The sequence below is a fragment of the Thalassospira lucentensis MCCC 1A00383 = DSM 14000 genome (genome assembly GCF_000421265.1).
GTDB lineage: Bacteria > Pseudomonadota > Alphaproteobacteria > Rhodospirillales > Thalassospiraceae > Thalassospira > Thalassospira lucentensis.
This window is the reverse complement of the sequence record NZ_ATWN01000003.1, coordinates 44,489-59,679: the sequence shown is the minus strand read 5'-3', so window position 1 is coordinate 59,679 and position 15,191 is coordinate 44,489. Positions and strand designations below refer to the sequence as shown.

General features: G+C 55.2%; 12 protein-coding genes. 5 read left to right on the top strand and 7 right to left on the bottom strand.

Annotated features, from left to right (window positions below; translation table 11 throughout):
* Positions 1-3 precede the first annotated feature (3 nt).
* The gene (locus K355_RS0107110) at positions 4-1,596 is read right to left on the bottom strand and encodes a gamma-glutamyltransferase family protein (protein WP_022731428.1); all 1,593 of its coding nucleotides are present in this window, start codon (positions 1,594-1,596) and stop codon (positions 4-6) included.
* A 118-nt stretch (positions 1,597-1,714) separates the two neighbouring features.
* On the opposite strand from K355_RS0107110, the gene K355_RS0107105 reads away from it, so the two are divergent.
* On the top strand, positions 1,715-2,428 hold the full coding sequence (locus tag K355_RS0107105) for a GntR family transcriptional regulator (RefSeq protein ID WP_022731427.1): 714 nt from the start codon (positions 1,715-1,717) through the stop codon (positions 2,426-2,428).
* 100 nt (positions 2,429-2,528) lie between these two features.
* Here K355_RS0107105 and K355_RS0107100 read toward each other — a convergent pair whose 3' ends face one another.
* Complete coding sequence (locus K355_RS0107100) at positions 2,529-2,954, bottom strand: nuclear transport factor 2 family protein (RefSeq protein ID WP_022731426.1); 426 nt, start codon at positions 2,952-2,954, stop codon at positions 2,529-2,531.
* A gap of 270 nt (positions 2,955-3,224) precedes the next feature.
* On the opposite strand from K355_RS0107100, the gene K355_RS0107095 reads away from it, so the two are divergent.
* The 4 genes from K355_RS0107095 (at position 3,225) to K355_RS0107080 (ending at position 9,162) form a co-directional block, all read left to right on the top strand.
* Positions 3,225-4,412: an ABC transporter substrate-binding protein gene (locus tag K355_RS0107095; RefSeq protein ID WP_022731425.1), complete on the top strand. Its 1,188-nt coding sequence runs from the start codon at positions 3,225-3,227 to the stop codon at positions 4,410-4,412.
* Between the two features lie 97 nt (positions 4,413-4,509).
* The gene (locus tag K355_RS0107090) at positions 4,510-5,385 is read left to right on the top strand and encodes a branched-chain amino acid ABC transporter permease (RefSeq protein WP_022731424.1); all 876 of its coding nucleotides are present in this window, start codon (positions 4,510-4,512) and stop codon (positions 5,383-5,385) included.
* Complete coding sequence (locus tag K355_RS0107085) at positions 5,385-7,940, top strand: branched-chain amino acid ABC transporter ATP-binding protein/permease (RefSeq protein WP_022731423.1); 2,556 nt, start codon at positions 5,385-5,387, stop codon at positions 7,938-7,940. Before K355_RS0107090 ends, K355_RS0107085 begins: the two co-directional genes overlap by 1 nt.
* A 1-nt stretch (position 7,941) precedes the next feature.
* Positions 7,942-9,162 (top strand): amidohydrolase family protein, encoded by a 1,221-nt coding sequence (locus tag K355_RS0107080; protein ID WP_022731422.1) that lies wholly within the window; start codon positions 7,942-7,944, stop codon positions 9,160-9,162.
* On the opposite strand, the gene K355_RS0107075 is transcribed toward K355_RS0107080, so the two are convergent.
* From K355_RS0107075 to K355_RS0107055, 5 genes are all read right to left on the bottom strand, one after another.
* Positions 9,163-10,503, bottom strand: a complete 1,341-nt coding sequence (locus K355_RS0107075; protein ID WP_022731421.1) for a sensor histidine kinase — start codon at positions 10,501-10,503, stop codon at positions 9,163-9,165.
* A 5-nt stretch (positions 10,504-10,508) separates the two neighbouring features.
* A complete protein-coding gene (locus K355_RS0107070; RefSeq protein ID WP_022731420.1) occupies positions 10,509-11,189 on the bottom strand; it encodes a response regulator transcription factor in 681 nt (226 codons plus the stop codon).
* A gap of 92 nt (positions 11,190-11,281) precedes the next feature.
* Positions 11,282-11,896: a nucleotidyltransferase family protein gene (locus K355_RS0107065; RefSeq protein ID WP_022731419.1), complete on the bottom strand. Its 615-nt coding sequence runs from the start codon at positions 11,894-11,896 to the stop codon at positions 11,282-11,284.
* A gap of 13 nt (positions 11,897-11,909) precedes the next feature.
* A complete protein-coding gene (locus tag K355_RS23360) occupies positions 11,910-12,935 on the bottom strand; it encodes an XdhC family protein (RefSeq protein WP_022731418.1) in 1,026 nt (341 codons plus the stop codon).
* 86 nt (positions 12,936-13,021) lie between these two features.
* Positions 13,022-15,190: a xanthine dehydrogenase family protein molybdopterin-binding subunit gene (locus tag K355_RS0107055; protein ID WP_022731417.1), complete on the bottom strand. Its 2,169-nt coding sequence runs from the start codon at positions 15,188-15,190 to the stop codon at positions 13,022-13,024.
* Position 15,191: the final 1 nt, after the last annotated feature.

Genomic DNA, 15,191 nt, shown 5'->3' with positions numbered 1-15,191 from the left:
GTTTTAAGCCCCAATCGCCATGCCATCACTGCGCGGATCATGCGCCCCATCGACAAAACCGTCTTCATCAATGCGGATGATCCCGGCCTGACCGGCAAGCGCACTTTGGGCTTCGATCTCACGCAAGATATGCCCGCGTTGGGTTAGATCATCAAACACGTCATCCCCGGCATCGGCTTCAAGTTTCAAGCTGTCATTGGCATCTGAAAATGTCTTGCCCAGCAAGAAGCGTGGCTTTGCCAATGCCTCAGCAGGCGACAGGCCAAAATCAAGCAACCGGGTTAGCAACATGGCAAGGGTCTGTGGCTGTCCATCCGCACCCTGCGTCCCATACAGCAAATGCGGTTTGCCGTGTTTCAGTGCCAAGCCGGGGTTGAGGGTATAAAATGGGCGTTTGCCGGGTTTGAGTTCGTTGGGGTGACCGGGCTGGGTGCTAAAGGCAGCCCCCCGATTTTGCCAGATGATGCCGGTATCGCCCGCGACAACTCCGCTGCCCCAATCAAAATAGGTACTTTGCAGCACACTGGTGCAATTGCCCTGTGCGTCGGTTGCCGCCAAAAACACCGTATCGCCATGGCGGAACGGGTGGGGCCAATCCATTGCGTGGGCGGTTGAAATATCGTCGGCGGCGGATGTCAAAACCTCGTCGGTCAACATATTGCTCAGATCATCAAGGTTGAAATCCGGGTCGGCAATGCGGTCGCGCGCCAGAAACGCGCGTTTAATCGCCTCAACCACCAGATGGTAATGATCGGCCGTTCCTTCGGCCCAGTTCTTTGGCCCCAGTTCGTGCAAGATCCCCATGGTCATCAGGGTCGCCAATCCTTGTGTCGGGGCGGGCGGGGCATAAAGCGTGACATCGCCATAGGCAAGTGACACCGCATCTACTGTGCGGGTGCGTGTTTGGGCAAGGTCATTTGCCGTGATCGCGGAGCCTGCGTTTGCAAGGCCGGCAATAATGCGCTTTGCCAGATCGCCGTCGTAAAAGTCGCGCGCCCCCTTGGTCGCGATCTGTTTGAGGCTGCGGGCAAGGTCGGGTTGTTTGAATGTTTCGCCGGGCGTTGGCATCCGGCCATCGGGGGCGAATATGGCGGCAAATCCCGGCCATTTTTCAAATTCGTCTTTACGGAAGTTTAGCCAGAAACACTGCGATGCACTGATCGGGAAACCGTTTTCGGCCAGTTCAATCGACGGGGTGATCAGGTTCGACAGGCTGCGTTTCCCGCCCCAATGGCTGGCGGAATGATCCAGCGCGTGTTGCCATGAATCAACTGTGCAGGCGGTGGTTAATGTTGATGCCGGACCACGCAGGGGAATGGGCGTTCCCGGTGTTATGGTCTCAGGCGTCTTTTCGCCAGCCTGACCAATGCCAAGAAACGATTGAACCTTGCCCGATTTGTCCGACACCATCCAGACCGCATCCCCGCCAATACCGCAGAAATGCGGGCATGTTACCGCTAACATCGCGGCTGTGGCGACGACCGCCTCAATCGCGGTGCCACCATCGCGCAGCACGTTTGCCCCGGCTTGGCTGGCGGCGGTGCTGGGGCTTGTGACCATGGCGCGGAAGGGGGAAGGGGCCGTTATGTCGGTCATGGCAGCGGTTTCTTTCTGTAAATTCAGATTGGGGTATCTGTGGTGGCTAAATTGTATGCAATCAACTATACAAACGAGACGGGTAAATTGTATGGCGCATCAAACGTGACGGATCGGCATGAAGGCATCTGATAAGGTAAAACATCGCACCGACATGATCAGTTCGGCATTGCGGTCGGCCATTCTTGAACGGGTTTTGATGCCCGGTATGAAACTGCCCGAAGATTCGCTTGGCGAACGGTTTGGCGTCAGCCGCACGCTGATCCGCCAATCGCTTGAACGGCTTGCCGCCGAAGGCCTGATTGAGCTTCGCCGTAACAAGGGGGCGATGGTTGCCAAGCCCAGCCTTGAAGAAGCCCGTGATCTGTTTGAATTGCGCACCCAGATCGAAGACCTTGTGATCAGCCGGGTGATCAAGAATATGACGCCTGACATCATAGCCGAACTTGAAGGCCACCTTGCCAAGGAAGTCGAGGCCGAACACGCGGCCGAGCCAAAGTCGATCCGGCTGGCGACCGAGTTTCATATCCTGTTGGCAAAACTTGCTGGAAGCCCGGTTTTGCTGCGCTACGTCGAAGAAATCGGCTATCGCTGTGGTTTGACGCTGTCGCTGTATGCCCGGCCCCATTCGACCGATTGCGGCATTGCCGAACACCGCCAGATCATCGAAGCCCTGGCGACCGGCGATGAGGACACCGCGCGCAAACTGATGCGCCATCATCTTAATGCCGTTGCCGACCGGGCCCTTTTCACCACTGACGAGGGCGGGCCGCTTGTGTATCTTGATGCGCTTGAACCCTATGCCAAAAAGGTGCGTGACGGCGGCGCGTGATATACGCAAACCGCCGTACGCATAACCACCCGTCCGCAAGAGCAGGCGGTTATCAGGGATATCGGGGTGCCTTTGCATCCGTCTCACCAGCTAGCTGTGATTAGGCCCGAATGCCCTTGCGCACCAGAATGCGTTCGGCACTTTCATTCCAGACATCCATTTTGACGATCTTGCCGTTTTTGATCACGAACCGATCAACATACCGGTTGCCGTCAAACGCGGTGCCATCCGGCCATTCGCCGTACAGCCAGCCGGTGCTGTAAACCACGGTTTCGCCGTCTTTTTTGGCGACGTCAAACTGACCGAACTTCTTTTTCACCCATTTATAACGTGCCGCATTAAACGCGGTTGTGCCTGCCGGATGGTCGTATTTCTGACCATCGGTAAAGGTGATGACCACATCATCAGACATGAATGTCGCGGCCAGATCCGGGTCCGGCTTCATCGATGCATCCAGGAAATCGCGCACGGTTTTGGCTTCTGGCGGCAGGGTATCAAGCACGTTTTGTGCGGGTGTCTCAGTCATTTGGAAATCCTCATTCACGGCATTTGATCTGCGATGAGCATAATACGTGGGCAGAAAATTTGCATGCACTAATTTTATGCAATAATTGCATGCAATTTGCGTATACATAAGGCAATGCACAAATCTCACGCGGTCAAAAATCGCGTAACTAGCTGATTATATTGAATTCATGTTTTTGGCACGCCCCTTGCTGCAGTGCGAAGGTCATTTGGCGCGCACCGTGAAACTGCGACGACCAACTGTAAAAGTCATATAATCAGGGAGTCTCACATGCCTATTTCTTCGCCTATCCCGAAACTCACGCGCCGTGCCGCCCTTCTGGGTGCTGCGGCGGTGCTGATGTTTTCCGCCGTCTTGCCCGCCCATAACGCCCGTGCCGAAGATACCGTCAAGCTCGGCCTTGTTGCTGCGCTAAGTGGTCAATCGGCCAAGTCGGGTGAGGCGATTACGCGTGGTATTATGCTTGCGATTGACAAGATCAATGCCGACGGTGGCGTTCTTGGCAAACCGCTTGAACTTGTATCGCGTGATGATGAAGGCAACCCGGGCAAAGGTCTGGTTGCGGCACGTGAACTAGCCCAGCGCGAAGGTGTTGCTGCGATCATTGGGGGTCTTGATACGCCGGTTTCCTTTGCCATTGTACCGTTCGTTAATCAGCAGAAAATTCCGTTCATCGGCCCGTGGGCAGCAGGCACCGGGATCACCAAAAACGGTGCGGATGAAAACTATGTCTTTCGTGTTTCCGCCGTTGATGAATATGTCGACGAAGCAATCACTGAATATCTGATCGCCAATTACGGTGCCAAAAAGCCGGGCATGATCCTGATCAACAACCCGTGGGGCGAGTCCAACGAAAAGGGTTTACTGAAAGCACTTGATAAACGTGGTATGGAACATGCCGGGATTGAAAAGTTTGAATCAAACGACGTTGACGTTGTCCCGCAGTTGACCCGCCTAAAAGAAAACGGTGCAGATTCCCTGTTTGTCGTGGCCAACGTTGCCCCGACCGCACAGGTGATCAAATCGCTTGATCGCATGGGTTGGGATGTGCCGATTTCTTCGCATTGGGGCCCGGCCGGTGGTCGTTTCACCGAACTTGCCGGTAAATCTGGCGAAAAGGTCCATTTCATTCAGACCTATCTGTTTACCGATGCGGCCGATCCGATGTTTGTCAAGCTTCAGGAAAAATTCCCTGAGATCAAAACGCTGGCCGATGTTACCCCGGCAACCGGTATTGCCAATGCCTATGACGCGACCCTTTTGACGGCTGCTGCGATTGAAAAGGCAGGCTCGACCGATGGTGCGGCCATTCGCCAAGCCATGTACGAGATTTCGGGCATCAAAGGCATGATCAAAACCTATGACATGCCGTTCACGCCCGATGATCAGGACGCGCTTGGTCCCGAAGACTACACCTTCGCGCATTTCGTCGAAGGTCAGATCATTCCGATCAAATAATCGATCTTTTTTCACCCCTTGCGGTGCTTCGTGCCGCAAGGGTTTTTATCCCTTTGAACGCTGCACCTATGTGCAATCGACAAGCAGGTAACCGGCAATGACACTCTTAATCGCAGCCCTGATTACCGGCATCGGTCTTGGCAGTATGTACGGACTGGTCGCACTCGGATTTCAGATCACCTATTCGGTGTCCTCAAAAGTCAATTTCGCGCAAGGCAGCATGGTGATGCTGGGTGCCGTATTGGGGTTTGTGTTTTGTGAACAATACGGACTGCCGGTCATTGTGGGCTATCCGCTGGCGATCCTGTGTTGTGGTGTGGCCGGTATTCTGGTCGAGTTTTTCCTTGTCCGCCCATTTGCCATTCGCAATTCCGAAGCCTGGTTAATGGCAACGGTTGCGGGCGGTATCCTGCTTGATAACGTGGTGCTGTTCACCTTTGGCAATGAGCCGCGCACGTTGCCGTCAAACCTTGTCGGTGAAAGCTGGAATGTGTTTGGCACCGGGGTGTATCCCCAACAAATCCTGATCCCGATTGCCGCCATTGGTGTTGCGCTGGCCTTGCACGCACTGTTTCGTCATACCCGTCAGGGGCGCGCGCTTTTGGCTGTGGTGCAAAACCTTCAGGCCGCCAAGCTGATGGGCATTAACACCACCGTCATGGTGACCGGATCATTTGCCATTTCATCGATGCTGGCGGGCTGTGCCGGGCTTTTGATCGCGCCGCTGTTTTCCGTACATTCGGACATGGGCACATTGTTTGGTCTAAAGGCCTTTGCAGTCGCCATTCTGGGCGGCATGACATCGGCCTATGCGGTGATGCTGGCCGGATTTATCTATGGGCTGGTCGAGGCCGGTGTCACCACCTACCTCGGCTCGTCCTATACCTTCATTGTCGTGTTTGCCTTGGTGATCGCGGTCCTGACCATCAAACCAAGTGGCCTGTTTGGCCGTGCTGCGATCAAAAAGGTCTGATGATGAAAAGCCTTCCCAAATTTAAAAATCCCATCCCGAAATTGAACAAACCTGTTGCACTCGATTGCACGATCATTCTCGCCGTCATCGGTGGTCTGATCGGCGTTTCGATCACCGGCGGATATACCCAGTTCATCATTGGCCTTGTCGCCATCACCACAGTTTTATGTGTGGGTCTGAACGTTCTGTATGGTTTGACCGGCCTTGTGTCGCTTGGCCAAGTTGGCTTTTTTGCCATTGGTGCCTACGCCAGTGCGATCCTGACATTGGCCGGGGTGAATTTCTGGTTCTCGTTGATTGCCGCGACCATAATTGCCGCGATTGCGGGCTGTGTGCTGGCCATATCGGCGGTGCGGATGGCCGGGCCGTTTTTGGCGATGGTAACCATTGCCTTTGCCTTCATTGTCGAGCATGGCGCGATTGAATGGCGGTCTTTGACTGGTGGGCAAAATGGTCTGATGGGCTTTCCGATGCCCCAAATCGGGTCCTATGTCTTTGCCGAGCGTGATCTTGTGATGCTGTGCGTGATTGTCGGCGGGATTGGCTTGCTGGCGTTCCGGCGTCTGGCCGTTAGTGGCTGGGGCATGGCCATGACCAGCATGCGCGATGCCGAAATCGCCGCAAGTTCCCTTGGCTATAACGCCTTTGCGGTCAAGGCATCGGGCTTTGCCATTGCGGCTGCCATGGCCGGTCTGGCGGGTGCGTTGTACGCACCTTTGATGATGTTTATCGCGCCTTCGAACTTCCCGATCAGCCAGTCGATCCTCTATCTTTTCGCCGTCATTCTGGGCGGTGCGGGCACGGTGCTGGGGCCGCTTGTCGGGGCGTCTGTTTCGGTTCTGTTGCCAGAACTCCTGTCTGATTTTGCCGAATACCGCCTGCTGATTTTCGGTGCCCTTTTGATTGTGGTGCTTCTGATTGCACCGCGCGGGTTGGTTGGGGTTGTTCAACGCTTCATCCCGATTGCCAAACGCGGTGTGAAGGCCATTCCCTCCGCCGAGATTGAAGCGGGTCTCAAAGCATACCCAAAATCCGATGGGTTAACCGTCGATGATGTGTCGATTGCCTTTGGCGGGGTAAAGGCCGTCAACAGCGTTTCCTTTGCCGCCAAACCGGGGCAGGTAACCTCGATCATTGGTCCAAACGGGGCGGGTAAAACCACCCTTTTGAACATCATCAGCGGTTTTTACAAACCGACCGAAGGGGCGGTGCGCATCGGTGATCAGGACATCGCCGGACGCCCCACCGACTTTGCCGCACGCAGTGGCATTGCGCGCACCTATCAGGCAACCCGTCTGTTTGAAAACATGTCCGTGATCGACAATGTGATCGCGGGCCTTCCGGTCGGGCGGTTTGGCGCACCGTTTTCGGTGATTGCATCGGACAAAAACCGCAGCCACGCGGCTGGGCTGTTGGCATTTTGCGGCTATGTTGGTGATATTGATGCCCGGGCCGGTGATTTGCCGCATGTGGATCGCCGATTGGTCGAAATTGCCCGGTCACTTGCCACCAAACCCGGCGTGTTGCTGCTTGATGAACCCGCCGCTGGTTTGATGCATGCCGATAAGGTGTCACTGGCCAAACTGTTGCGGCAATTGGCCTATGCCGGGATCACGGTTGTGTTGGTCGAACATGACATGGAAATGGTCATGGGCATTTCCGACCATATTCTGGCGGTTGATGCCGGAACCCCGATCATTTTTGGCTCGCCGCAGGCGGTGCAAAACGATCCACAGGTGATCGCGGCCTATCTTGGCGATGGTGAAATGAAGGCCCGCCCGCGTCCCATTCCGTTCGAACCCGGTGCATCCCCGGTGATTGAAACCCTGCGTCTGACGGCGGGATATGGTGCCGCACCGGTTCTGCAATCGGTTGACCTAAAAGTCCAACAGGGCGAAATGGTCGCGCTTTTAGGCGCAAACGGGGCGGGTAAATCAACCTTCCTGACCGCCCTTGCCGGGCTGTTGCGCCCGGTCAAAGGCAGCATCGTTTTAAACAACGAATATATCCATACGCTGGCTCCTCATCAGATCGTCGAGCAGGGCCTGATCCTTGTCCCCGAAGGACGGCAGGTCTTCCCCGAACTGACCGTGCGCGAAAACATCGAACTGGGTGCCTATAAACAACCAAAACCGGTCAGTAAGGACGAACTCGAAGCGATCCTGAAACGCTTCCCGCGCCTGCGTGATCGCATCAACAGTCTGGCCGGGCATTTGTCGGGCGGTGAACAGCAAATGATGGCAATTGCGCGTGGATTGGTGGCAAAGCCAAAGGCACTTTTGCTTGATGAGCCATCCCTTGGTTTGGCCCCGGCCATGACCGAGGAACTCTATGCCATTCTGGGTGAGCTGCGTGATGACGGGGTGACGATCCTTCTGGTCGATCAGATGGCAACCATGGCGCTTTCCGTGGCCGATTACGCCTATGTCCTTGAACAGGGACAGGTGGTTGCCCAAGGCAAGGCGTCCGAACTTCGCCGCGATGAACGCCTGATTGCCGCCTATCTTGGCGGTGCTGAACAAACCACACAAGAACCCAAAAAGGTTGCACAGTAAGATGCTTGATTATTTGGTGAGGAACGCCTGCCTGCCCGGTGAAAATACGCTGGTTGATATTGCCGTTGGCCAAGGAAAGATTATCGAAATTGCCGCGTCACTGACCGGCGATGCCCCGTTCTTTGACGTCGCGGGCCAATTGGTCAGCACCGGCTTTGTTGAAAGCCACCTGCATCTTGATAAGGCCTGTATCCTCGATCGGGCCAAAAACAAAACTGGGACGCTGCAGGGTGCAATCAGCGCGGTGGCCAACGCCAAAAGTGGCTTTACCGAAGATGACATTTACGCCCGTGGCGCGCGTGTGCTTGAAAAGGCGGTTACCGAGGGCACAAATGCCGTGCGCACCCAAGTTGAAATTGATCCGGGTATTGGCTTGTCGGGCTTTAACGCGATTAAACGCCTAAAGGCCGACTACGTCTGGGCGATGGATATTGAAATCTGCGTCTTCCCGCAGGAAGGCCTGCTTAATTATCCGGGGACCGAAGAATTACTGCGCGAAGCCCTTGATAACGGTGCGGATTTGCTTGGCGGATGTCCCTATATGGATACCGATCCAGAAGGTCAGATTTTGCGCCTGTTTGAAATGGCGCGCGACTATGACGTTGATCTGGATTTCCATCTTGATTTCGATCTTGATGCCAGTTGGCGACATCTGGACGAGGTCGCCAGAAAATCCATCGCCTTTGGTTGGCAAGGACGGGTGATGATTGGCCATGTGACCAAATTATCCGTCCTGCCCAAGGCACAACTTGATGACACGATTGCGCTGATGCGCGATGCCGGGATTGGCTTGACGGTTTTACCGGCAACCGATCTTTTCCTGACCGGGCGCGATCATGACCATTCAGTACCACACGGGGTCGCACCGGCGCACAAACTGGCCGCACAGGGTGTGTGTTGCACGATTGCGACCAATAATGTCCTGAACCCGTTTACGCCCTATGGCGATTGTTCGCTGTCGCGCATGGCAAATCTTTATGCCAATGTCAGCCAACTTTCGACCGAGGCGGAACTTGAAACCTGCTTTGCCATGGTCGCCGATGCCCCGGCAAAATTGCTGGGCCGATCCAGCAAAATCGCGGTGGGTGAGGCCGCAAGTTTTATTGTCCTGCCTGCCAAAAGCCGCGCACAGGTCATCTCGGAAATCAGTCGTCCGATTTGGGGGATGAAGGATGGCCGGGTGACGTTTACCCATCCGGCGGCGACCATATTCCATCCGTGATCAGCTTGTCACAAGTTCCGGTTCTGGTTTGACCAGCGTATCGGGGCCGGGGTCAAAGGTCACCGACATGCCACCATTTTGAAGGTGGGTCGGCGTGCAATGCCAGTTCAGGCGTGCGCAAATACGCCGGACAAGTTGCAGGCCGATGCCCTCACCCTGCGGGGTTGCACATTCACCCGTGCAGGTCGAAATTGTGTTTTTGACGGTCAATGCCGTCCCCTTTAGCGTGATGGTCACCTGCCCCTTGGGGGTGTGTTGAAACGCATTGCGGATCAAGTTGGATATGACGATCATCAAGGCCGCCCGTGACGTGGCAATCACGGTGTCTTCGCTGTCGGGGGTAAAGCTGCATGTGACGTGCTTGCCGTCGGTCAAATAGGAAAGGTCACTGATTTCCTGTTCGATGAAGGCTGCGAAACTGATGTGTTCGGTGCTGCCGACCGGCGCGTTGTCCCGGCCCAGCCACAACAATGTTTCCAGCAGTTGCTGCATATTCCGGTTTGCCCGTTTGATCCGCGTCATCACCCGCGACTGGGTCTGGTTAAGCGGGCTTTTTTCCAGCAATTCAACATTGCCAGACACAATGGTCACAGGGGTGCGAAGCTCGTGACTGGCTTGGCGCAGGAATTCACGTTCACGCGCAACAAACTGGTCAATCTGATTGACCGACCGATGCAATTCACGCGCAACGTCATTCAGTTCTTCGAACCCGAAATCAGGGATCGGGTCGGCCAGCCGTTCGGTCGTCAAATTGTTCGCCCAGTCTTGCAGGTTTTCAGACGGCTTGGTCAGGCGTTTGCCAATGATCCACAGGAACCATGCAAAAATGCCAATAACCGCCATGGCAAACGGGATCGAAAGCAAAGCCAGATTGTGCAGGCGTTCAAAAAAGACGCTTTCGCCATCGCCGACATGATAGGTCTGCAAAATCAGGATTTCGCGACCATCGGCAAGCTGGTGGGGAAAGACCAGAAAGATCGGATTTTCCGGGTCTTTCTGGTCGGCATATTGATCCGTGTTGATATAGAAAAGTTCGTTAAGTTCAAGGTCATTGGGGCGTGCATGCGCGCGCAGCTCTGCGGGCAGTTCGTCAAACCGTTCAAAGGATTCAATGTTGAACCCCTTGGGCAACGGAGCATCCGGGTCGCGGGCAAGCTGATCGTCATATTGTTCGGCAATCAGTTGAAGCTGAAAGGCCGCGACCATCCATTTGCCATAGAGCATATAGAAATTCAGCACCGCAGTATAAAGAACCAGCGTGACCACCAATCCCAGCAAGACGTAATTGCGCACAAAGCGCGAAAAGGATCGGGTTTTGGGGGCACAACAGGTGGTGTTCATAACAGTTACTCGCGCAGGGCCACGCCCTGGCCCGGAATGGTGTGAATCAGATTTTGCTCAAACGGTTTGTCGATCCGATGGCGCAATTTGTAAAGATGCGTTTTCAGCGCATTGGTATCGGGCGGGTCTCCCTGCCACAGCGCCATCGACAAACGCGATCGGGTGACAACCCGTGGACTGTTTTGCGCAAGGACCTCCAAAATGGTCCAGCCGGTCGGCGATACATTGATATTTTGACCTGACCGGACAACCGACCGGTTTTCAAAATCAATCATCAAATCGCGCAGGGCAAACCGTTTGACCTCGCCACTGCGCCGACGTGACAGGACCCGCGTACGCAGCAAAAGTTCTTCAAGCTCAAACGGCTTAACCAGATAGTCATCCGCCCCGGCATGAAACCCTTCGACCTTGTCTTCGAGTGTATCGCGTGCGGTCAGCATCAAAACCGGGGTGTCGATGCCTTCATCGCGCAGGGCCCGGCAAATGCTGATACCATCGCGAAACGGCAACATGACATCAAGCAGGATGACGTCATATTCGCCAGTCAGCGCGCGCTGGTACGCGGTTTCCCCGTCATAGGCATGGTCGCACTCAACGCCTTCTATCGTCAGATAATCACTGATGGTGGCGGCGATATCCATGTTGTCCTCGACCAGAAGGACCATGATGTTTGCAGTTGCTTTCATTCACGTCGTCTCTTTTCCTGCGGCGGTCAAGTATGCCGCACTTCCAATCGGGGGGCTGCCCGAAACATTCATGTCGTCGCCAAATCGCTTATTTAGGTGTTCTGCGCGCGCATTGCGATCAGATCATCTTGTGTATCGATATCATCTGCCGCATTTGGCAGCTCCACACCAATCACTTCATGGTGCGCCCCATTCAGAACCTTGCGTGCGCCGGCCTGCCCATTGAGCACTGCGAGCGATTTAAAGATATGTGCCGGGAAAATCGCCGGAACACCAAATCCGTCATCATGGCGGGTGGCCACGATATTCTGACCGTCGAACGCGGCAATCAGTTTATCATAATCGGCACGGCCAAGACGGACCTGATCACACAGTGCGATCAAAACGCCATCATAAGGCCCGTGATGCTGGATTTCCGCCATACCGGCCGCGATGGAACTGCCCATGCCCGATGCCCAATTGTCATTCGTGATAATATGGGCAGGCGCGTTGATCGCAGGCGCGATTTCGTCTTGAAACGCACCCAGAACAACAAACAAATCTGCCCCGGCAATCGTGCTTAATGCCTCGATGGTGTGGCAGATCATTGGGTTGCCGTTGATATCGGCAAGCTGTTTGCGTCCGCCAAACCGTGCACTTTCACCTGCGGCAAGAAGCAGCACGGCAAGATGATGTTGCGGGGGCTCGGCCTTGGCAGATGTGTTCATCACGCTAACGATATCATTCTGCGGCACGCGCCATGGCGGGAACAGCGGAAACGGCGGGCACGGCACTTTGTTTAAACAGCCCGGCATGAATCCCCGACAGCATCGAAAGGGCAATGCTTTCTGGCAGTTGCCCGCCGATATCAAGACCGGCGGGACTGGAAATATCAAATGCCAGATCAGAACGGGTGATCCCGGCGTGTTTCAACACCTCGGCAAAGCGATGATTTGGTCCCAGCGCCGACAGATGTTTGATTGGTGTGTTTTTAACGACCGCAAGGGCATCGCCATCAATGCTGATGCTATGGGCCATCAGGATAACAGCATCGACTTTGGCCTCAAACACGTGGCGGGCAAGATCATCGTCAATCTTGCGCAAAATCGTATCTGCATGTGCGAAATGTTCGGCACGCGCATTGGCCGCACGCGGATCAACAAGTGTGGTTTGCCATCCCATTTCATGGGCGATGTTAATCACAGGGCGCGCATCAAGCCCGCCACCTATCACCAGAACATGGGGTTCAGGGCGGATCGGTGTGATCAGCCAGTCACCATCGGCGCGCTTTTCAATATGGGCGGACTGTTGTGCGGTGTCGTGTCCGGTGATATCGCCGGTTTCAAAATGCCCTGCAACGTCGCCGACTTTCTGGAAATAAAGGCCACTTTCCCGATGTGTCAAAGCGTGATGTAAATCGGACAGGCCGAGATCATTTTGGGCGGTGACAGGTTGCAACATGATGTAGACCGTGCCGCCGCAGCCCACACCAAGCTTGAACGACAGATCATCTTCGTCATTGCCATCATAGACCAGCATCACCGCCTTGCCGGTGATCATGGCCTTGCGGGCATTGCGGATAATATCGGCCTCAAGACAGCCACCACTAAGCAGGCCGAACTGCTGTCCATGACCATTGATCAGCATCATCGCCCCGGCCTTGCGGTAGGCCGAGCCGTCGGTGCGATACACCGTGCCCAGAACCCATTCGGTGGCGTCACGGTTCGCATGCCAGGCGTTTAGCATCGCAGAAAGTTGGTTGCTCATTATCTGTTCCCTTCAAGGGAAAAGGGGCTGCCCGGAGAACACAAGGGAGGGGGGGGGAAGAAATTTGGTTCTCCGGGCAGTATGCCTTACACGAAGTCGAAACCGGCTTTGGTCATGGGAAGATCCATGATCCGCTTTCCGGTTTGTGCAAAAATGGCGTTGGCGACAGCCGGTCCGGTCGGGGGAACGCCCGGTTCGCCAACACCGGTTGGTGCATTGTTTGACGGAACAATTGCGACTTCGATTTCAGGCATCTCTTCGTTGCGCAGAAGCTCATAGTCCGGGAAGTTGTATTGATCGACTTCCCCGTCGGTCAGTGTGATCTGATTGCGCAAGATGGCGCAGAGCGCAAAGCCAGCGCCGCCTTCCATCTGTGCCCGGATCACGTCGGGGTTGATGGCAACCCCGCATTCGACGGCCATGAACAGTTTGTTGACGTGCACACTGGTTTCCTCAACCGTGATATCGGCAACAACCGCAACACATGTATTAAACGAAAGGTGGCTGGCAAAGCCGCGCTTATCGCCTTTTTTCCAGCCCGATATTTTACGGACCAGTTTGATGGCTTCGATCATGCGGGCCTGATTGGCCGTACCACCATCGAGCATCGACAGACGCATCTCAATCGGGTCTTGCCCGGTTTGGGTGGCGACCATATCCATCAGGCTTTCCATGACAAACCCGGTATGGGTATGTCCCACCGAACGCCACCAGTTGATCGGAACCGGGGTTTGGAAATCGCTGAGGCCAATGCCGAAATTCGGCACGTTATACAGGCTTTCAGCAACCCCTTCGGCGGACGTTGGGTCAATGTCGTTTTGAACCATACCGGCCATCGGCGTGCCTTTGACAATGGATTTGACCGCAAGCCGGTGGTCCCAGCCGATGATTTTGCCATCGGCATCAAGACCGATTTTCGCCCGGTGGGCCGACATCGGACGGTAATAACCGCCTTTAATGTCGTCTTCGCGGCTCCAGACCAGTTTGACCGGAACCTTGCGCCCGGAAACGGCAAAGGCCATCGCGGCTTCGGTATTGTAGTCAGACGTGGCATTGGCACGACGGCCAAATGATCCACCGGCATAAAGCGTTTTGACCTCGACCTGTGACGGGTCAAGTTCAAGCACGGCGGCGACCATTGGCTGGGTAAAGGTCGGGAACTGGCAACCATCATGGACGCGAACACCATTTTCGGTGGGTTCAATCGTGCAGTTTTCCGGTTCCAGCGGCGCATGTGCGAGGAACGGGAAATCGAATTCGGCGTCAATCGTTGTGGCCGCATCGGCCAAAATCGGGGCGACGGAGGCCAAGGGGACTTCGTGATTGACGTCAAATTGCGGGGCATCAAGCATCGCCTTATGGTCGGCGATCATGGCATCGGTGCTGCGCGTTTCAGCCGCACTGAAATCCCACTCAACCGACAGCGCATCACGGGCCTGAAACGCGGCCCACGTGTTTTTGCCAAACGCCACCACACCTGCCTTGTTGGGCAGAACCTGTGCGGCGATGAAACCACCGACGTCTTTGGCACCACTATCGTCAAACGACACAACCGTGCCGCCAAATTTCGGGCTGCGCATGATCGCGGCATAAATCATGCCGGGCAGATTGACATCCATGGCAAACATCGCGGTGCCATTGGTTTTGCCGGTATTGTCCTTGCGGTGCAGTTTTTCGCTGCCAATCAGTTTGAACTGATCGGGGGTTTTGACCGTTGGTTTTTCGATCGCTTCAAGTGTTGCGGCGATGGCGACAAATTCACCGAAATGCGCAGAATTGCCACCCGATGTCAGCATGCCGTTTTCAACCGAAATGCTACTGGCGTCCACACCCCATTTCTGGGCGGCTGCACGGACCAAAAGATCACGCGCTGCTGCACCGGCTTCGCGATACTGCATGAACGAGTTGGCGATTGAGGTCGACCCACCGGTCCCCTGTGCGCCAAAGAACAGGTTTTTATACCGTTCGGTATTGGCCGGTGCGAAATCGATGGCAACCGCATCCCAGTCGGCGTCAAGTTCTTCGGCGACCAATGTGGTCAGCCCGGTGGTCGTGCCCTGACCCATTTCGAAATGTTTGATGATGACAGTCACCGTGCCATCGGCATCAATTTTAACAAACGGGTTCAAATCGGTGGCGGCGGATGCGGTGCTGCCCGCAGCCAAAACGCCCTTGGCGTTTACACCGACCAAAAGGGCGGTAGTGCCAGCAGCCGATGCTTTGAGGAAACCACGGCGTGAAACGTTGATTGTCATG